General features: G+C 43.2%; 26 protein-coding genes. 4 read left to right on the plus strand and 22 right to left on the minus strand.

Going from position 1 to position 17,597, the window contains the following annotated elements; all coding sequences use genetic code 11:
* Window positions 1-333: 333 nt before the first annotated feature.
* A complete protein-coding gene (locus ACFOGI_RS11500) occupies window positions 334-552 on the minus strand; it encodes a hypothetical protein (protein ID WP_390272764.1) in 219 nt (72 codons plus the stop codon).
* Between the two features lie 303 nt (window positions 553-855).
* On the opposite strand from ACFOGI_RS11500, the gene pdaB reads away from it, so the two are divergent.
* Window positions 856-1,614, plus strand: a complete 759-nt coding sequence (gene pdaB / locus ACFOGI_RS11505) for a polysaccharide deacetylase family sporulation protein PdaB (protein ID WP_390272587.1) — start codon at window positions 856-858, stop codon at window positions 1,612-1,614.
* A gap of 72 nt (window positions 1,615-1,686) precedes the next feature.
* On the opposite strand, the gene ACFOGI_RS11510 is transcribed toward pdaB, so the two are convergent.
* Window positions 1,687-2,274 carry a KinB-signaling pathway activation protein gene (locus ACFOGI_RS11510; RefSeq protein ID WP_390272590.1) on the minus strand — a complete coding sequence of 196 codons (588 nt, stop codon included), beginning with the start codon at window positions 2,272-2,274 and terminating at the stop codon, window positions 1,687-1,689.
* Between the two features lie 157 nt (window positions 2,275-2,431).
* On the opposite strand from ACFOGI_RS11510, the gene gerD reads away from it, so the two are divergent.
* A complete protein-coding gene (gene gerD / locus ACFOGI_RS11515; RefSeq protein WP_390272592.1) occupies window positions 2,432-3,073 on the plus strand; it encodes a spore germination lipoprotein GerD in 642 nt (213 codons plus the stop codon).
* A 78-nt stretch (window positions 3,074-3,151) separates the two neighbouring features.
* On the opposite strand, the gene ACFOGI_RS11520 is transcribed toward gerD, so the two are convergent.
* Window positions 3,152-4,210, minus strand: a complete 1,059-nt coding sequence (locus ACFOGI_RS11520) for an Mrp/NBP35 family ATP-binding protein (RefSeq protein WP_390272594.1) — start codon at window positions 4,208-4,210, stop codon at window positions 3,152-3,154.
* A gap of 97 nt (window positions 4,211-4,307) precedes the next feature.
* A complete protein-coding gene (gene cwlD, locus ACFOGI_RS11525) occupies window positions 4,308-5,018 on the minus strand; it encodes an N-acetylmuramoyl-L-alanine amidase CwlD (RefSeq protein ID WP_390272596.1) in 711 nt (236 codons plus the stop codon).
* A gap of 144 nt (window positions 5,019-5,162) precedes the next feature.
* Between cwlD and ACFOGI_RS11530 the strand changes: the two genes are divergently transcribed.
* Window positions 5,163-5,612, plus strand: coding sequence for a DUF948 domain-containing protein (locus tag ACFOGI_RS11530; RefSeq protein ID WP_390272598.1), 450 nt, complete (start codon window positions 5,163-5,165; stop codon window positions 5,610-5,612).
* Window positions 5,613-5,653: 41 nt separating this feature from the next.
* Here the strand turns inward: ACFOGI_RS11530 and ACFOGI_RS11535 are convergent, their stop codons facing one another.
* From ACFOGI_RS11535 to ACFOGI_RS11545, 3 genes are read right to left on the minus strand one after another with little or no spacing between them, the layout of a single operon-like run.
* Window positions 5,654-5,890, minus strand: a complete 237-nt coding sequence (locus tag ACFOGI_RS11535) for a hypothetical protein (protein ID WP_390272601.1) — start codon at window positions 5,888-5,890, stop codon at window positions 5,654-5,656.
* Window positions 5,880-6,329: a DUF948 domain-containing protein gene (locus ACFOGI_RS11540; RefSeq protein ID WP_390272603.1), complete on the minus strand. Its 450-nt coding sequence runs from the start codon at window positions 6,327-6,329 to the stop codon at window positions 5,880-5,882. The genes ACFOGI_RS11535 and ACFOGI_RS11540 overlap by 11 nt, the downstream gene beginning before the upstream one ends.
* Complete coding sequence (locus ACFOGI_RS11545) at window positions 6,326-6,841, minus strand: DUF948 domain-containing protein (RefSeq protein WP_390272606.1); 516 nt, start codon at window positions 6,839-6,841, stop codon at window positions 6,326-6,328. The genes ACFOGI_RS11540 and ACFOGI_RS11545 overlap by 4 nt, the downstream gene beginning before the upstream one ends.
* Before the next feature lie 138 nt (window positions 6,842-6,979).
* Between ACFOGI_RS11545 and ACFOGI_RS11550 the strand changes: the two genes are divergently transcribed.
* Window positions 6,980-7,831 (plus strand): YihY/virulence factor BrkB family protein, encoded by an 852-nt coding sequence (locus ACFOGI_RS11550; protein ID WP_390272609.1) that lies wholly within the window; start codon window positions 6,980-6,982, stop codon window positions 7,829-7,831.
* A 33-nt stretch (window positions 7,832-7,864) separates the two neighbouring features.
* Here ACFOGI_RS11550 and ACFOGI_RS11555 read toward each other — a convergent pair whose 3' ends face one another.
* The 15 genes from ACFOGI_RS11555 to ACFOGI_RS11625 form a co-directional block, all read right to left on the minus strand.
* On the minus strand, window positions 7,865-9,103 hold the full coding sequence (locus ACFOGI_RS11555; RefSeq protein WP_390272611.1) for an efflux RND transporter periplasmic adaptor subunit: 1,239 nt from the start codon (window positions 9,101-9,103) through the stop codon (window positions 7,865-7,867).
* On the minus strand, window positions 9,100-9,774 hold the full coding sequence (locus ACFOGI_RS11560; RefSeq protein WP_390272614.1) for a hypothetical protein: 675 nt from the start codon (window positions 9,772-9,774) through the stop codon (window positions 9,100-9,102). The genes ACFOGI_RS11555 and ACFOGI_RS11560 overlap by 4 nt, the downstream gene beginning before the upstream one ends.
* A 207-nt stretch (window positions 9,775-9,981) precedes the next feature.
* The gene (gene rpsI / locus ACFOGI_RS11565) at window positions 9,982-10,374 is read right to left on the minus strand and encodes a 30S ribosomal protein S9 (protein ID WP_390272617.1); all 393 of its coding nucleotides are present in this window, start codon (window positions 10,372-10,374) and stop codon (window positions 9,982-9,984) included.
* Window positions 10,375-10,393: 19 nt separating this feature from the next.
* Complete coding sequence (rplM, locus tag ACFOGI_RS11570; protein WP_390272620.1) at window positions 10,394-10,831, minus strand: 50S ribosomal protein L13; 438 nt, start codon at window positions 10,829-10,831, stop codon at window positions 10,394-10,396.
* 129 nt (window positions 10,832-10,960) lie between these two features.
* Complete coding sequence (truA, locus tag ACFOGI_RS11575; RefSeq protein WP_390272623.1) at window positions 10,961-11,734, minus strand: tRNA pseudouridine(38-40) synthase TruA; 774 nt, start codon at window positions 11,732-11,734, stop codon at window positions 10,961-10,963.
* 67 nt (window positions 11,735-11,801) lie between these two features.
* The gene (locus tag ACFOGI_RS11580) at window positions 11,802-12,605 is read right to left on the minus strand and encodes an energy-coupling factor transporter transmembrane component T family protein (RefSeq protein WP_390272626.1); all 804 of its coding nucleotides are present in this window, start codon (window positions 12,603-12,605) and stop codon (window positions 11,802-11,804) included.
* Complete coding sequence (locus ACFOGI_RS11585; protein ID WP_390272629.1) at window positions 12,602-13,471, minus strand: energy-coupling factor ABC transporter ATP-binding protein; 870 nt, start codon at window positions 13,469-13,471, stop codon at window positions 12,602-12,604. The genes ACFOGI_RS11580 and ACFOGI_RS11585 overlap by 4 nt, the downstream gene beginning before the upstream one ends.
* Window positions 13,447-14,289, minus strand: a complete 843-nt coding sequence (locus ACFOGI_RS11590) for an energy-coupling factor ABC transporter ATP-binding protein (protein ID WP_390272632.1) — start codon at window positions 14,287-14,289, stop codon at window positions 13,447-13,449. Before ACFOGI_RS11590 ends, ACFOGI_RS11585 begins: the two co-directional genes overlap by 25 nt.
* A 198-nt stretch (window positions 14,290-14,487) precedes the next feature.
* Window positions 14,488-14,841, minus strand: a complete 354-nt coding sequence (gene rplQ / locus ACFOGI_RS11595; RefSeq protein ID WP_390272635.1) for a 50S ribosomal protein L17 — start codon at window positions 14,839-14,841, stop codon at window positions 14,488-14,490.
* Window positions 14,842-14,925: 84 nt separating this feature from the next.
* Window positions 14,926-15,870, minus strand: coding sequence for a DNA-directed RNA polymerase subunit alpha (locus tag ACFOGI_RS11600; protein WP_390272637.1), 945 nt, complete (start codon window positions 15,868-15,870; stop codon window positions 14,926-14,928).
* 203 nt (window positions 15,871-16,073) lie between these two features.
* Window positions 16,074-16,463, minus strand: a complete 390-nt coding sequence (gene rpsK / locus ACFOGI_RS11605; RefSeq protein WP_390272640.1) for a 30S ribosomal protein S11 — start codon at window positions 16,461-16,463, stop codon at window positions 16,074-16,076.
* A 22-nt stretch (window positions 16,464-16,485) separates the two neighbouring features.
* Window positions 16,486-16,851, minus strand: a complete 366-nt coding sequence (gene rpsM / locus ACFOGI_RS11610) for a 30S ribosomal protein S13 (protein WP_390272643.1) — start codon at window positions 16,849-16,851, stop codon at window positions 16,486-16,488.
* Between the two features lie 21 nt (window positions 16,852-16,872).
* On the minus strand, window positions 16,873-16,986 hold the full coding sequence (gene rpmJ / locus ACFOGI_RS11615) for a 50S ribosomal protein L36 (RefSeq protein WP_080876116.1): 114 nt from the start codon (window positions 16,984-16,986) through the stop codon (window positions 16,873-16,875).
* A 31-nt stretch (window positions 16,987-17,017) separates the two neighbouring features.
* Window positions 17,018-17,236, minus strand: coding sequence for a translation initiation factor IF-1 (gene infA, locus ACFOGI_RS11620; RefSeq protein WP_010652072.1), 219 nt, complete (start codon window positions 17,234-17,236; stop codon window positions 17,018-17,020).
* On the minus strand, window positions 17,214-17,549 hold the full coding sequence (locus ACFOGI_RS11625; protein WP_390272766.1) for a KOW motif-containing protein: 336 nt from the start codon (window positions 17,547-17,549) through the stop codon (window positions 17,214-17,216). Before ACFOGI_RS11625 ends, infA begins: the two co-directional genes overlap by 23 nt.
* Window positions 17,550-17,597 lie beyond the last annotated feature (48 nt).

A 17,597-nucleotide genomic window follows, 5' to 3' on the forward strand; every position in this document is an offset into this window, starting at 1 on the left:
GCTGTTTAATAGAAAAAACGAGTTGTTTCTTCTTGACATACTGGTTGTTTTGTTCAGTTTTCAAAGATCAATTTGTGTTTTGTTTTGTCGTTTTTCGCGACAAGATATAATTTATCATGTTTCCTGTTTGTTGTCAACAGCTATTTAATGAAAAATTATAAGTGATGTTGCCGAACTGTGTTTCATCGGCGACAAAAACTAATATAGCATACATAAAAAATATCTGCAAGGGGAAATATGAAATTAATTTCACCTTCTCTCAAATGAATGAGCCCCCGGGCTTCGTAGGAATGCCTCCAGTTTGCACCAAGCACTGGAGGCATTTATTCTCTATCAATTCTCTTTCCGCTTAGGCATATATTTAATGCATTCCTGCTCACTGGCCACCCTGCGGAACAATTGGAAAAGAAGTTGATATCTCTCTCTCATTGCTCTTTTAACCATTTGATCTATCCGGTGATCTTCCAAGTCCATTAACAATTCTTCCAACTCTCTTTTTAGAAGGTACTCAATTTCCTTCTGTTCCATGTCATTAACGAGTAATCCTAACATTCCATTCACCTAACTTTCCTCCACTATTCATGTAATATGCTATACGCCTCGTGAAGTTCTTTATCATATATATCACATGGTTCGTGAATCACCGGGGCTTTTGTCGGTCTTTTTGCGATATGTGTATTAAAAGAACTTTGGACTTACCGGCTTTGTATGGTTACTATTCCCATTTCCCCTTAATTTTCATCCACTTTTTTCATCATTTTTTCTATTTTATTTTGACAGCGGCACCTCCTCGTTCTATCACTGAAAATATGGCATAGAATATTGTTAAGCAGGACAAGTATAGGAGGGTAGCAATTGCAGCATTTTTATGTTTGGAAACTTTCAAAGTGGAAAAGATGGTCGGTAGTTGTACTGTTTGCATTCTTCACAGCTGCATTTGTATGGTTTGAAAGAGACGGCTCTTTTTCAGTATTTTCCGGAGAAGAACCCACGGCCATAGCAAAGGGGAGTGCTAATGAGCCGAATATTGCCTTGACTTTCAATATCAGCTGGGGAGAAGAGAAAGTCTTTGACATATTAGAAAAACTTGCGGAAGAGGGCACACAGGCGACCTTCTTCTTAAGTGGAGAATGGGCAGAACGCCACCCAGAGATAGTAGAGAGAATTAATGAGGAAGATCATGAAATAGGGATGCTCGGCTACCAGTATAAAAGTTATCTTGATCAAGAAACAGACGAAGTAAGGCAGGACCTGATAAAGGCGAGGGAAGCTTTCGAAAAGATGGGCTTAGAGGACACGAACCTGCTACGACCGCCCAGCGGTCATTTCAATAAACAAATAATAGAGATTGCTGAAGAAATGGGATTTGAAGTGATCCACTGGAATATCAACACTCATGACTGGAAGAATCCAGGTACAAATGAGATTGTCGACACGGTGATGGAAAACACCACCAATGGCGATATTATTTTGATGCACGCATCCGATTCAGCTAAACAGACAGCTGACGCCCTGGAAATCATACTGCCCGGCTTAAGAACGAAGAAGTTTCAATTTGTCACCATGTCTGAACTTATAGACCAAGCGCACGCAGAAGCGGAACTTGTGGAGTGACACCTAAAATACCATAAAAAAACTGGCGAGTTTTGTTCGCCAGTTTTTTTATCGTCTCCAGCTATTTACTAATTACTTCCTCTCCTGTAATCGATGCAATACCAGGAGCTGGTATGTATTACAAGCCAATAATGGAAAGATCATCAGAATAGCATAGTCTGTCCCCTCTACTTGCATTCCAGGAATCCATTCAATGGTGGTCATCACTACCATTAAAAATAATGCAGGTATGAATGCACGTTGATTTGTTTCCTTGGCTTTTAATTTGGCGACAATCCAACCATAGCCTAAGATTGCACCGGCCATTAGAATAAACCAGTATAAAGCTACTTCTTCCATAGCTCTGTATGGAAAATATATTAGGTCGAACAATACAAATGCAATCAGCAATACTTGTATTGTTGGCCAATAAATCCGAAAAAGAGACAGTCCGAAGCGATTAATGAAAAGATATGCAAAAAATCCTGTTTGGCTCACTGCAGCAAAAACAAAACCAATCCCTACAAAGAAAATAACCAACCCGAGTAACTCAAAAGCATCAAACGGTTGGAGATAACGGGCATAATCCTCCGATTTAACGAAGAAGCTGGTGATTAGCCCTACTACGCCCCCGAGCAAAAAAGTTTTAAAAAGAAAACCCACTAACTTGCGACTATTCAAACCATTATCCTCCTAATTCTATATCGAACAGATCCTGGAAACATAAAATTGGCACCATTGGTATTTTATCATGTACGGATTCTTTTTTCCTTAAAAGCATTGCATATTTTACAATTTGTACACGCATATTAAATATATAAAGGAAGGAGAAATTCTCATGAAGCACATATCAATTATGATTGCTCTAGGATTTTCCTTCATTTTGTTAGCTGCCTGCGGCGGCAATACAGCAGCAGGTAATGAAGGAGAATATGACACCACGAAGAAAATGGTTGTTGATATACTGCAGACAGAAGATGGAAAAAAGGCAATTCAAGAAATTATGGCAGATGAGGAAATGAAAAAAGAACTTGTCATCGAAACTGATGTGGTAAAGAAATCGATCAATGAGACCCTTGCAGGGGAAAAGGGCAAAGAGATGTGGAAAAAACTCTTTGAGGACCCAAAATTCGTTGAGGGTTTTGCAAAGTCAATGGAAGACCAGCAACAACAACTGATCAAAAAACTTATGAATGACGCTGAATACCAGGAAAAAATGCTCGAACTACTGAAGGATCCAAAGATGACGGAACAACTGCTCAGTGTCATGAAAAGTCAGGAGTTCAGAGCCCATTTGGAAAAAACAATCCAAGAGACACTGGAAACACCTACCTTCCAAGCTAAAATACAGGAAATCCTCCTTAAGGCTGCAGAGAAACAAGGAAGCGGCGGTGGAGGACAACAGCAAAGTGGAGGGCAAGGCGGCGGTGGCGGCCAATCTGGTGGAGGCGGTGAAAGTAGCGGTGGGGGTGGTCAGTAAAATTGTTCCAACTACCCGCACACGAGCTCACTCCTTAATTAGCAAGGGCGTCCACTATAGGACGCCCTCTCTCTTGAATTACTCCTCCATTTTAGCAACAACTTTGGAAGCAATTTTATGATATTCTTTCCCGATTGGGTGATCTTCTTGATAAATGGATGGTGCAAAAACATCCTCTTCGTCGTATGGCTGTTTAAGAGGCAACTGTCCCAGAACTTTTGAGCTGAGTGCCTCGGCCAGCTTTGGACCGCCGCCTTTCCCGAACACATATTCCTTCTCTCCCGTACTTTCACTTTGGAAGTAAGCCATATTTTCCACAACTCCCAGTATTTCATGCTCGGTTTTCAAAGCCATTTGTCCAGCACGTGCAGCAACAAAAGCTGCTGTAGGATGTGGAGTTGTTACAATGATTTCCTTACTTGTCGGAAGCAGTTCATGAACATCCATTGCAATGTCCCCTGTCCCTGGTGGGAGGTCTAGCAGCAGATAGTCTAAGTCGCCCCACTCCACTTCAGAGAAAAAGCTGTTCAGCATTTTCCCCAACATAGGGCCTCTCCAGATGATTGGTGAATTATCCTCCACAAAGAACCCCATGGAAATGACTTTCACTCCGAAACGTTCCACTGGGATGATCTTCTCCCCACGTACGGCAGGGCGATTCTCTACTCCCATCATATCCGGTACACTGAATCCGTAAATATCCGCATCAATGATTCCGACTTTCTTTCCCAGACGCATCAGATTGATCGCTAAGTTGACAGTGACCGTTGATTTGCCTACACCGCCTTTCCCACTAGCAACCGTGATGAATTTCGTCCCTTTATTTCCTCCGAGCAGGGATGCTTCCTTCTTATCATCCGCTGCACTTTGATATTTTTTGATCACCTCGTCAGGCAATTGTTCAAAACGGAGACCAACTGTTGAGGCTCCATTCTTCTTCAAGATGCCTACGATTTCCTGTTGCAATTTCATCTGTTCTGCAGTATTTGTCTTCGCAATCCCTGCTTTTACACTGACGTGTTTCTTTTCTTCTTTTATCGTCACATCTTTAACTGCATCCAATTCCTCAAAGGTTCTATGTAAAAACGGATCTTTTACCGGGTTAAGAAGTTCGATTACCTCTTCTTTTGTCAACATATGTCACCATCCCTTTCTAGCTAATAGCATTCTTTCGCTAGTATAACACAAATCACCATTTTTCTAAGTAATTTGAGTTTGGATGGTGACGTTTTCATTACTCTTCTGGTGGGTCTTCCGTCACATAACGGAGAATCCCTTCATAAATACTGGCGGCCATTCCCTGCTGATAATCATCCTGCTTCAACAGTTCGCGTTCCTCCGGGTTGGACAAAAAGCCGATTTCAACCAAGGCTCCAGGGACTTCTGCGTGTTTCATTAGATAGACCTCCTCAATGGCCAAGGCTTCCCGCTTCGTATTCTCCAAGTTACGGATGATTTCGTTTTGAATCATTACTGCCAAGTGTTTGCTTTCTTTAAACTCAGGATAATAGAAGGTCTGTGCGCCCCTCCACTTGCTGGAACCCAGTGCATTTAAATGAAGAGTAATGAAAAAGTTCGGCTCTTTTTCTTTAATAAATGCCAGCCGTGCCCGGAGGTCTTCCGCCTTTCTGCGTGATAAGCCCTTTGTATCTGCAGAAGCAAGATCTTTATCTTCCTCTCTGGTAAGATATACGACCGCTCCGGCTTGTTGAAGGAAATTCTGCAACTTCTTTGCAACCGACAGAGAAATATCCTTTTCCAACGTGTTGTCACTGCCAACTGCCCCACCATCTGGTCCACCGTGGCCCGGATCGATGACCACAGTCTTGCCCGCAAGCGGCGTAGTCCATGTGGCTACTTCCGACTTCTCTAGCGGAAATTGAATAAGGATTGCCAGTAATACAGCGCCCATCACCCATAGCAGATACTTCTTACTATTTTTCATCGCGCTCGCCCCTTGTCCCTCTGCTTTTAAAAATATATGGGCGGGTTAAAAAGATTATGACTCGACCCAATACGTGAGACGTTTATTTCTTAAGGATTAGTGGTATCATTAAAGAAATGAAATGGAGTAAAAGGAGTGACAATTATGGATTGGCTCGGAATTGGAGTCATTATTATTGGAGTAGCATTCTTGGTTCTGGTAATACTGCTCATTAAGCCATTGAACAAATTATCAGGTGTGCTGGGCAACCTGCAAAAGACAACAGACGATTTGCCGGAAACGGTGACTGATATCACTGCGCAAGCAAGGGAAGCTCTCAGCACAAGCACCGATACACTTCACCAAGTAAACAATCAAGTGAAGGAGCTTAGTCCAATCTTCTATATAGTGGGGGATGCCGGGAGAGCTACCAGCCAGTTATCCAATTCTATGGTGAACGCTGTGGGGAAAATGGAAGTGAAGGCTCAAGAAGCAAGTGATTTTGCTTACCGGAAGAACCTGGAGGGTATCTATGGGGCATTGACACTCGGCTATATCCTCTTCCAGAAGCGTAATGAATTTTCTACACCTAAAAATACGACTAACAGTAAATAAAAAATATTCCCTTGCCATGTGGAACGGCGAGGGAATATTTTTTATTTGGTAAAACCTGTATGAATCTCCTGCTTAATTGATTCCATTTGATCGGCCCTTCTCCGGCCATCTTCATAAAACTTCTCATCGAACTTCCTGATTTTCTCGGTAATCGTCCGGTGTTCTTCAAGTTTCTTCTTCCGGGTCATCTTTGCATTCAAACACCATCCAATAGCCGCACCTGCCATAACCGCTGCTGCCAAAGGGAGTGTTTGTTTATTCTCGCCATTACTGGTCATCCGTGGATGCTCCTTCACTTCTCGCCTTTCTTTTCTTTTGCAACAGATAATAGCCTAGGGCGAAAGATCCGTACATTCCACCAAGATTGTTTTTCCCGGAAATGCTGCTGGCGTCATCTGATTTTTGCTTCAAGGCCTCCGTCATTTCTACGAGTGAAGAAGAAAGCTTGCGGGTAGCGTCTCCCATATCACCCGCCAATTGGAAAAACGGAGTGACCTGCTCCATCTTTTCATTAACATCTGCCAATGTATTATTGCTTTCACTAATCAAATTTCCGGTTTCTTTCATGACGTCGTCCAGCTGGTCCGGTAGTCTGTCCACTGTCTTTTCTACACCTTTCAGCAGCCCAGCCATGTGCTGCAGGGTATTCGCAAGGAAAATTGCTAATACCAAAAAGGCGATACCAATAAGTAAAACACCAATCCCTGTCAATGTCATGGTCTATCTCCTTTCCCTGTCTTTGCTGCCGGCAGCCGAGTCGTGTCCCTGCCTTGAACTTTCAGCTCATAACTATTTTGCGGCATCAGTTCATTCTTAACCGGCTTTGTCTTTGTCCACTTAGAATATAATTGAGACCCTGCTTCAGCCCACTTGATACCTTCCACGAACGGTCGGATTTCCTCCTGAAGTTCCGGATCGGACATAGTAGCACGCTTCTGCTGGTAAGCAAGGTTAAAGGACTGGGCAGAGAGTCCCAGCTCTTCCAGACTGTCAAAAAGACTGTCAGTTGATTTCAACTTTGTTCCCAAATCATCTACAATCTTATCTGTCCCTCGGATGGTTTCCTTTACCTGTGGTGTAATATGCGTCAGTTCCTTCTCAACTTTCCCAAATGTCTTTCCTAACGAGTTCAACACATCTGATGTACGTTTTAACACCAGGCAGATGTACACAACAGCGATTGCAAATGCTATGGCACATAACAAGATTCCTAAATATACAACTCCCATACCTGTACCTCCCTTAAAAGCATTATACCACCAGTAGTTGGAAATAAAACGTATGAAGCCTCACCATGCAGACGATTAGATTATGACACACATGGGTAAAGGATAACAAACTTAATTTACACTACTGGAGGAAGTAACATGTCAAAGCTTAGAAACTTTACAAAAGAACTGATGGCCAAATTCAAAGAGGACAACGTTCCTTTATTGGCTGCTTCTCAGGCGTACTATTATCTTTTATCCATATTCCCCTTATTAATCGTCGGCTTCACTATTTTGCCTTACCTTAATATCCAACCACAGCAAGCGGTCGATTTCATCGGTAACATATTGCCCGCTGAAATAGCATCCGTATTGCAGGAGAATGTCGTGAATTTAATTGATACACCCCGTGGTGGACTGCTCACTGTCGGTATCATCGGGGCCTTATGGTCGGCATCCAATGCAGTGAACGCATTTATTAAAGCTTCCAATGAAGCATATGAAGTGGAAGAAACCCGTAACTTCATTGTCGTCAGGCTGATCGCCCTGGGGTTGACCCTTGGCATGATCATTTCCATCGCAGTGGCTTTTCTCCTGCCCATATTCGGGAATGTTATTATTAACTTTATAGAATCCAGCATCGGTCTTCCGCCAGGAACCAGTCTTATGCTGCAGGTACTGCGCTGGGCTATCAGCATTGTCATTCTGACGGCAATACTTTTAGTACTTTATCATGTTGCACCAAACAAGAAACTGCCATTCAAACACATCTTGCCGGGTGCATTGACATCAAGTGTACTGTGGCAATTGACATCTCTTGGTTTCTCATTCTATGTAAGCAATTTTGGGAATTACTCAGCAACATACGGCAGTCTTGGCGGGATCATCATCCTTATGATTTGGTTTTTCCTGACAGGCTTGATTCTGATGACAGGTGCCGTAATCAATGTTCTATACCACAAGAAACAGATTGTCTGGGACACGGAAAAACAGCAAGCATCTAATATATAAAGCGAAGGGGATGCGTTGGCATCCCCTTCATACTTATCTTGCCACTATGCCGTTTACTACGTTCTTTTTCCATTCTTCGTCTGCAAATAGATTCTTCCAGGGCACTTCCTGTAGCTGCAGCGGAGTAATGAAGACGGCGCCTTGACGGAATTGGCCGGTCGGTGACTCTGCAGCCCAATCACCCACTCCGATACCGCTCTTTATTTCATAGATGAAATCTTCATAAATTCCCGTCTCGACCTCTTGCTTCTGTAATGTTCCTTCCCCAGTCATTTTCCATACCGCTCCGTTATATACTGCACCTTCGTACAGAGCAGTGGCCCCTGTAGACTCTTCTAGAGTGATAGCCAAATTGGTATGATAACCAGGCAGTAATCCTTCCTCCTCCGTATATTCACTTAAGGAAACTTGGAAAGGATAAATACTGTCACCATCAACGTGCGCGGATTTTGGTGAATCACTCACTTGGGTAATTTCTCCTTCAATCACTGTGTCTGTTGTTTTCACCTGGACTTCTACCGGCATCCCAGCTTCAATTTTATTCCGTTCTTCCTCTGAAAGTTCTCCCTCTGCTTGAAGCTGAATATTTTCAATCACCACCACAGGATCCGTTAAAGTTTCAGAAATCGACGTTACCCGTCCCTCATAAGGACTCTCCACCACTACAGAATTACCAGTCTCTTGCAATTCGTCCAATGAGGCTTCCACACTGTCTAATTCTGCATTCTTCTGGGAGAGTTCCTTTTCCTTTTCAATTAGGTACTCCTCCTTCATAAGTTCGGCTTCCGCAGGTTCTACCGGTTGTGTTGGTGACTCGGTGAAAGTAGTTTCTGATTCAAAGGGTGGTGGGGAAGCAGCTTCCGATTGACTGCTTGATACCTGGTACTGTTCCATTTGGATAATTGCCTCTTCAATGGCTGTGATTTCCCCACGAAGGGTTTCTGCTTTGCGTGACAACTCGGTCTCTACTTCTGTATAGTTCTCTGCTTCATAAGCGAAAAGCGGTTCTCCTTGTTGCACCAATGTGCCTTCTTCCACTAGGAACTCCTGGAAAGAACCAAGACTCTCATCGTAATAGACCATCCATTCTTCAGCAGGTTGGAGCACGCCGGGTTTATGTAATAAGGTAGTCATGTTCTTTTCCATTGCCTTGGACCATTCACTAATATATGCCTTCTGCTCCACCTTGCCTTCTTCATCCATAGCCACCATCAGGATATTAACACCTGCAAACAATCCAGCAACCAGAAGCAAGATCCATTTCTTGATCATTCAAACCACCCGCTTATAATTGATATGTCGGAATAAGAAAGCAATGCTGCCAGACACCAGTACAGAATATGTAGAATAACCACTATTGCCCACAGCCACCTTTTGCTGACGGAAGACAACCTGTTCAAGTATTTAACTTGGAACCAGATTATCCATAGTTGAAAAAGAGAAACTGCCCCACAGAAATAGATGACCCATGACTGACCCGTAAAGTAAGAAGCCAGGATACCAAAAGAAAACGGAGACACATACCAATCCAGACCGCTCAAAAGCATAATGGGAATCCAAGTCAAACGCTCTGCCAGCATCACTAGAAGAACCATTTGCTGCATAATTAACAGCTTTCTATAAGGCAGCTTTGTCAACAAATGAAACAGCAGGGATGGAATGAATAATACCAGTACTGAAAACAGGAGCGCATAGGCAAGACGCCCGATAACAAATCCTGCTTTCGCCATCTCATATTCAACAACTGACATGGATGTTGCGTCCCTGGAGAGCAGCTCGCTACCCATGCCGAGATAAGCCATCCAACCATAAACCAAGATACTGCCTAAAAACAGGAGGATCGTTATGAACCATAGATTATGTATTCTCTCTGCTTTCCGGATTCGAAAGAGGTGATCTTCCATGAAAAAAAAGATTTTAAATAAGTTCACATGATAAGACATTCAGCTACATTCCCTTTTCCCTTTACTATAATTTTGATACTAGTCTAATTTTAACGTACAGTTCGATAAAATTCTAACATCTTCTCCAACTTTTAATGATTACTGTCATTTCATTCCCCCTTTCTACAAAAACAAAACTACCAAATGAGGGCATTTCCAATAAAAAAAGACTCTCTTCCCAGGAGAAGAGAGTCTTTAAAGAAATTATTAACGTTTTGAGAACTGTGGTGCACGACGTGCTTTCTTGAGACCGTATTTTTTACGCTCTTTCATACGTGCATCACGAGTTAGGTATCCTTCTGTTTTCAGGGAACCGCGGTATTCCGGATCTGCTTCCAGAAGAGCGCGAGCGATTCCGTGGCGGATAGCACCAGCTTGGCCAGTAAATCCTCCACCATGAACGTTGACAATGATGTCGTAAGTTCCTTCGGTTTCTGTTGCAGCCAATGGCTGATTCAGAATAAGAAGTTGAGTTTCATATGGAAAGTAATCTTTTGCCTGGCGGCCATTGATTGTGACATTTCCAGTTCCAGGTACTAAACGTACACGTGCAGTTGATTTTTTACGGCGTCCTGTGCCATAGTATTGTACTTGAGCCAATTGATTTACCTCCTTTTAATTACCCACGAAGCTCATAGACTTCTGGTTTTTGTGCTTGATGATTGTGTTCGGAACCTCTGAAAACATGCAGCTTTTTGCCCATTTTACGGCCGAGTGGGCCTTTTGGAAGCATTCCTTTAATAGCAAGTTCCAGCATCTGTTCCGGGTATTTTGTACGCATTTCATTAGCATTGCGTTCTTTCAGACCACCAGGATGGTTGGTGTGACGGTAATACATTTTATCTGTAAGCTTCTTGCCTGTCAGTTCAATCTTCTCTGCATTGATGATGATGACATGATCACCAGTGTCTGCATGTGGTGTGTAGGTTGGTTTATGTTTACCGCGAAGTACTGAAGCAACTTCGCTTGCCAGACGGCCCAAACGCTTGCCTTCCGCATCCACAACAAACCATTTGCGTTCAATATTGTTTTCATTCGCCATGAAAGTTGTGCGCATGAGTTATCCCTCCATATATCATATAGTTCGTTTCAAATTTTTATATTCTCAACATAATTAGTTTCCGGGGCTAATCATGGTTTAGAAATAAAATGCCATAAATCATCATATCCCACATGGAGCCGTATGTCAAGGTTTAGAGGGGATTTCCTCATCGTTTTCTTCATAAATCACCTTCCATAAATACAGCCCTTGAGGAGGTGCAGTCTCCCCTGCATACTTGCGGTCCTTTTTTCCAATGATAGATTGAATATCTTCAGGTTTCTTCCTGCCCTGGCCAATATCCAGCAGAGTTCCTATTATAATTCGTACCATATTGTAAAGGAACCCGTTTCCTCTAAAAATAAATTCAATCTGGCCGTCCCTCTCTGAGCAAGAAGCATGATAAATGGTCCTGATTTTGCTCCCTTTTGTGGTTGCCTTCGCTGACGTAAAGGAAGTGAAATCATGCGTGCCTTCCAAATGCCTGCATGCCTCCTGCATACTCTCCAGATTCAGCTGGTAAGCGAAATGGAAGACATAATTTCTCCAGAACACATTTGGTTCCACCGTGTTACTGACATAATAACGGTATTCCTTCCTTTTGACATCAAAGCGGGAATGGAAGGAAGAAGCCACTTCTTCACTGGATGTTATATATATATCTCCCGGAAGGAGGCTGTTTATTGCTTTCTTCCATTTCTCTTCAGGAATCTGGTATGAGGTCTCGAAGTGGAATACCTGCCTGATCGCATGTACTCCTGCATCCGTTCTGCCTGACGCATGTACTCCTGTATGGGATCCTTTGTGTATTTTTGCCAATGCCTTTTCCAATTCACCTTGTACTGTTCGTTGGCCCGGCTGAATCTGATAACCGGAAAAACGGGAGCCATCATAGGTGACAATACACTTGATTTTTCTCATGTTAAAAGCCCTCTCTCAGTAGATACACCTCCTGCCTGCAGAAGGGCAGGAGGATTGGTGTGCTTCTTTAGGAATAACTTCTGGTCAGGAACAAGCCTATAAGAGCAATGATAAATAGTATGATGACCCATATATCCCTGGACTCAATTTTCAGCTCACGAAGCTTTGTACGCCCTTCTCCACCCTGGTAGCCTCTGGCTTCCATGGCCATCGCCAACTCTTCCGCACGCTTGAATGCACTGACAAACAATGGTACAAGAAGCGGAACCACAGCTTTTGCTCGCTCTTTAATGGACCCCGTACGAAAGTCAACTCCCCTGGAAGCTTGCGCTTTCGATATCTTTTCCGTCTCCTGCATCAATGTAGGGATAAAACGAAGAGAGATGGACATCATCAATGCGAGCTCATGTACTGGAAAGTTCACTTTCTTCAAAGGCCCAAGCAATTCTTCCACTGCATCTGTAATTTCTATCGGTGTAGTGGTCAGCGTCAATAGGGAAGTAACCAGAATAAGCAGGAAAAAGCGCATAGATATGGCAAACCCCTGTATGGCACCTCCTGTATAGAATTCGAAAAACCAGAGGTCAAAAAACACTTCTCCCTCTCTTGTGACGAATAAATGCAAAATAAAAGTGAAGATAATCAGGAACCAGACCGGGGTCAAACCTTTCAAAATAAAGCGGATCGGGACCTTAGATGCAAGCATGCTGATGAGAGCAAACCCGGTAATTATTGCATAACTCCAAACAGTATTGGCAAAAAACACAATAATTACATAAAAGAAGATCAAAACCATTTTATTGCGAGGGTCGAGCCGATGAACAATAGAATTACCTGGCACATACTGACCTATGATTAATGAGTTGTTCATATCTGTCCCCCTTTTTGGAGAACATCCTTGATGCTTGCAGCCAATTCTTTTATAGATTGTCTATGAAAAGGGATGCTTACCCCCATTTTCTTTTGGAACTCATCCATGAACTGAACAATTTCAGGAATGTCCAGCTGAACAGCATGCAGCTCCTCTTTTCGCACAAAGACGTCTTCCGGTTTGCCCTCCATGTATTTGGAACCTTTGTTCAAGATGATTACATGATCTGCATACTCTAGAGCATCTTCCATGCTATGGGTGACTAGAACCGTGGTAAGCTGTTGTTCTTTATGCTGCTGATAGAACATTTCCATGATATCTTTCTGGCCGCGGGGGTCTAGGCCTGCAGTCGGCTCATCCAAAACCAGAACTTCTGGTTTCATAGCCAGTACACCGGCAATGGCTACTCTCCTCATCTGCCCTCCACTCAAGTCGAATGGTGAACGTTCCAGAATTTCTTCCGGTAAGCCGACCGCTGGAAGGATATCGCGCATACGATGCACAACTTCAGACTCTCCGACGCCAAAATTCTGCGGGCCAAAGGCAATATCTTTCCTTACTGTTTCTTCAAACAGCTGATGTTCCGGATATTGGAAGACAACGCCCACACGGCTGCGCAATTCCATCATGTTCTGTGGCTTCTCTTCCTTTGTGAGGTGGAAATCTCCTATAGAGACTGTACCTTCAGTTGGTCTAATTAATCCGTTCAGATGTTGTAAGAGCGTGGATTTACCAGAGCCAGTATGGCCTATAACTGCCACAAATGACCCAGATGGGATATAGAAGGACAGATTGTCGATTGCTCTATATTCGAATGGCGTGTTCTGCTGATAAATATAGCTTACGTTTTTGAATGCAATGTCCATATATCCTCCAACAATTCTTCGTGGTTTAGTGGTCCTGTACGGGAAATCGGCACACCTGCAAGCTGAAGTTCATCGGCAAGAAGAGCAGCAAAAGGGGCATCCAATCCGATCTTTTGGAGATCATTCTTTTTTTCAAAAATTTCACGAGGGGTAGCCTCCTGCCATACTTCCCCTCCATTCATGACAATCACACGGTCTGCCTGGACAATTTCCTGGAGATCATGGGTAATAGTTATGAGAGATAAATCGTTTCTTTCTCTAACTTCAGAAACGGTATCCATAATCTCTGCCCTTCCGTGAGGATCAAGCATTGCCGTTGCTTCATCCAACACCATGACTCTGGGGGAAATAGCCAAGACTCCAGCTATAGCAACCCGCTGTTTCTGACCGCCCGAAAGGCGGTGCGGCTCGGTCAGGCGGTAATCCTGCATCCCCACAGCACGCAAGTTCCTATCGATTTCCTCCAACATCTTGTCTCTCGTAAACCCTCTATTCTCCATGCCAAAAGCCACATCATCCTGAACCGTTGTCCCGACGAATTGGTTATCAGGATTCTGAAAAACCATCCCGACATCCCGGCGGATTTCCCAGACTGTCTCCTGATTCACTTCTTTCCCATTAATGAGAATCTGACCCTCCTGAGGAAAAAGAAGACCATTGATCAACTTGGCAATCGTCGACTTCCCCGAGCCATTATGGCCGATAATAGCTGCCCATTCATTCATATGAATATCGAACGAACAATTATTTAAAACCCATGGTTGCTCATCACGGTAGCGAAAAGATACATTCCGAAACTCAATCAGTTTTTCACTCATCTCTCTTCCTCCTCCTGCCCTCAACTCGCCCCATTTATGATATGTAAGAATATAGCACCTTCTCTTATTACATACCTGTCTAGAAGAGTAAAAGAAACGCAAAGGTTCACCTTTCACCTTTTAACTCTGTCTACAAAAAAAGGGCTTGGATTCACCTCATGAAGAGATTCAGTCCTGCCCTTGACGCATATTGTCAGATTAAACTAGTTCAATAATTGCCATTTTTGCCCCGTCTCCTTGGCGTTCACCAAGTTTAAGAACACGGGTATAACCGCCTTGACGGTCTTCATAGCGTGCAGCCACGTCGTTGAAAAGCTTCTGGACAACTGTTTCATCTTCGTTAGCTTCCTGGTTATAAAGGAATGCTGCAGCTTGGCGGCGTGCGTGAAGATCACCACGCTTGCCTAGTGTAATCATTTTATCTACCACGGAGCTCAGTTCTTTCGCTTTTGCCTCAGTTACTTCCAAACGTTCATGAATGATAAGGTCAGAAGCAAGATTGCGAAGAAGAGCTAAACGATGGTCTGTTGTACGTCCTAATTTTCTAGCCATGGACTATCCCTCCCTTTCTTGTTGCTCCGGAAATAAAGATTGCATGAAAAAGTAAGTATCCTATCAGAATACAAATGAGACTAATTAGTCATCATCCCGCAAGCCCAAGCCAAGGTCATTGAGTTTAACTTTTACTTCTTCCAATGACTTACGGCCAAGGTTACGCACTTTCATCATATCCTCTTCCGATTTATTTGCAAGCTCTTGAACTGTATTGATGCCAGCACGTTTCAAGCAATTATAAGATCTAACAGACAGATCAAGTTCTTCGATGGTCATTTCCATAACCTTCTCTTTTTGATCTTCCTCTTTTTCAACCATAATTTCGGCCTTTTGAGCTTCGTCTGTCAATCCTACAAATATATTAAGATGCTCTGTAAAGACTTTAGCTCCCAAAGAGATTGCTTCCTCTGGGCGAATGCTTCCATCCGTCCAAACATCCAGGGTCAACTTATCATAGTTGGCGACTTGTCCTACACGTGTGTTTTCCACTTGGAATGTTGAGCGTGAGACAGGGGTGAAAATCGAATCAACCGGAATTACGCCAATCGGCTGTTCATCCCTTTTGTTCTCTTCCGCCGGACGGTAGCCGCGACCACGTTCTGCAGTTATTTTCATATGCAAGTTGGCTTTTGAATTCAACGTAGCAATATGAAGGTCAGGATTTAGAACTTCCACATCACTATCATAAGTTAAATCAGCAGCCGTAACTTTTCCTTCCCCCTGTACATCGATCTCCAACGTCTTCTCATCATCAGAGTAAATCTTCAGGGCCAGTTGTTTCAGGTTCAAAATAACCGTTGTAACATCTTCAACAATACCTTCAATTGTTGAAAACTCATGCAGCGCACCATCAATTTGAACTGATGTAACAGCAGCACCTGGAAGTGAGGATAATAGGATACGACGCAAGGAGTTTCCTAGAGTGGTACCATATCCACGTTCGAGCGGTTCGACTACGAATTTACCAAATGTAGCATCATCGCTGATTTCCACCGTTTCAATTTTTGGTTTCTCAATTTCGATCATTCAATAAAACCCTCCTTCAAAACGTCGAAACCCCGGTTAGACGACTGTCTAACCGAAATTCCTCAAATAGGCAGTTGGCGTTTCTGCTCTACCTGCATTTCTTTTGCACTTTGTTGTCCGGATGCTAGTTGCATAGGTCCTGCCCTATGCTTTCAGCCATCATAACCCATTATAGACAGGGTGACAAATTATATACGGTACAATTATACACGACGACGTTTTGGTGGGCGGCAACCATTGTGAGGTACTGGTGTTACATCCATTATAGCAGTGACTTCCAAGCCTGCTGCTTGTAAAGAACGGATCGCTGCTTCACGACCTGCTCCTGGACCTTTAACCGTTACTTCCAATGTTTTCATGCCATTATCGATTGCTGTTTTTGCAGCTGTTTCTGCAGCCATTTGTGCAGCAAATGGAGTGGATTTACGGGAACCTTTGAAACCGAGTGCTCCAGCAGAACTCCAGCCGATGGAATTACCTTGCTTATCCGTAATCGTAACAATTGTATTGTTAAAAGTAGAACGGATATGGGCAATACCAGATTCAATATTCTTTTTCACACGACGCTTACGTGTATTAGTTCTACGTGCCATTGATTAGCTTACCTCCTTCACTTTATTTCTTTTTGTTAGCCATTGTCTTACGAGGACCTTTACGTGTACGTGAATTGTTTTTAGTCTTCTGCCCACGAACCGGCAGACCTCGGCGGTGACGTACACCTCTGTATGAGCCGATCTCAATCAAACGCTTGATGTTCAATGAAGTTTCACGGCGAAGATCACCTTCTACTGTGTATTCATCCATTGCCTTACGGATTCTAGAAAGTTCGTCTTCAGTCAGATCACGAACACGAGTGTCCTCAGAAACGCCTGCTTCTTTAAGGATTTCCTGTGCGGTGGATTTTCCAATTCCATAGATATATGTCATGGAAATAACTACGCGTTTGTCACGAGGAATATCTATACCTGCAATACGTGCCATCGATCAATGCACCTCCTGTTTTTAGCCTTGTTTTTGCTTGTGTTTAGGGTTGTCGCAAATCACCATTACTTTACCCTTACGCTTGATTACTTTGCATTTCTCGCAAATTGGTTTTACAGATGCTCTTACTTTCATCTTCGTTACCTCCTTTTATATCGGAGCTCTCTTATTTATAACGGTACGTAATTCGCCCTCTTGTCAAATCATACGGAGAAAGTTCAACCGTTACTTTATCGCCTGGAAGAATGCGGATGAAATGCATACGAATTTTCCCGGACACATGGGCCAGGACCGTATGGCCATTTTCAAGTTCTACTTTGAACATCGCATTCGGCAATGTATCCGTTACGGTTCCTTCCACTTCAATTACATCGTCTTTCGCCATCGTGTTGATCTCCCTTCTTCAAATCAGTCACAACCTCATCTGCAAATTTAGCTATGGCATAACGCAGCTTGCCATTTGTGACACGACCAGTTTCCAGAAGGCTGTTTTGGACTTCAGGGGATGTATAATCCATTAACTCAATATGACTGATATTCTTCTTTTTCGGCCGGTCATATTTACGTTTTTCCCCATCTGCAAGCAGAACATACCGATCATCGACGACTTTTATGATTATCGCGTATTGGCCCGCTTCCCGTCCTTGCATAATACGAACAACTTGACCTATTAGCGGAATCGAATCATCTTCGTTCAACAACGATCACCTTCAATTAGGCTATAGTAGTGACTACCTCTTCCAGAA

Source organism: Virgibacillus xinjiangensis (assembly GCF_042643145.1).
Lineage (GTDB): Bacteria > Bacillota > Bacilli > Bacillales > Amphibacillaceae > Virgibacillus_O > Virgibacillus_O xinjiangensis.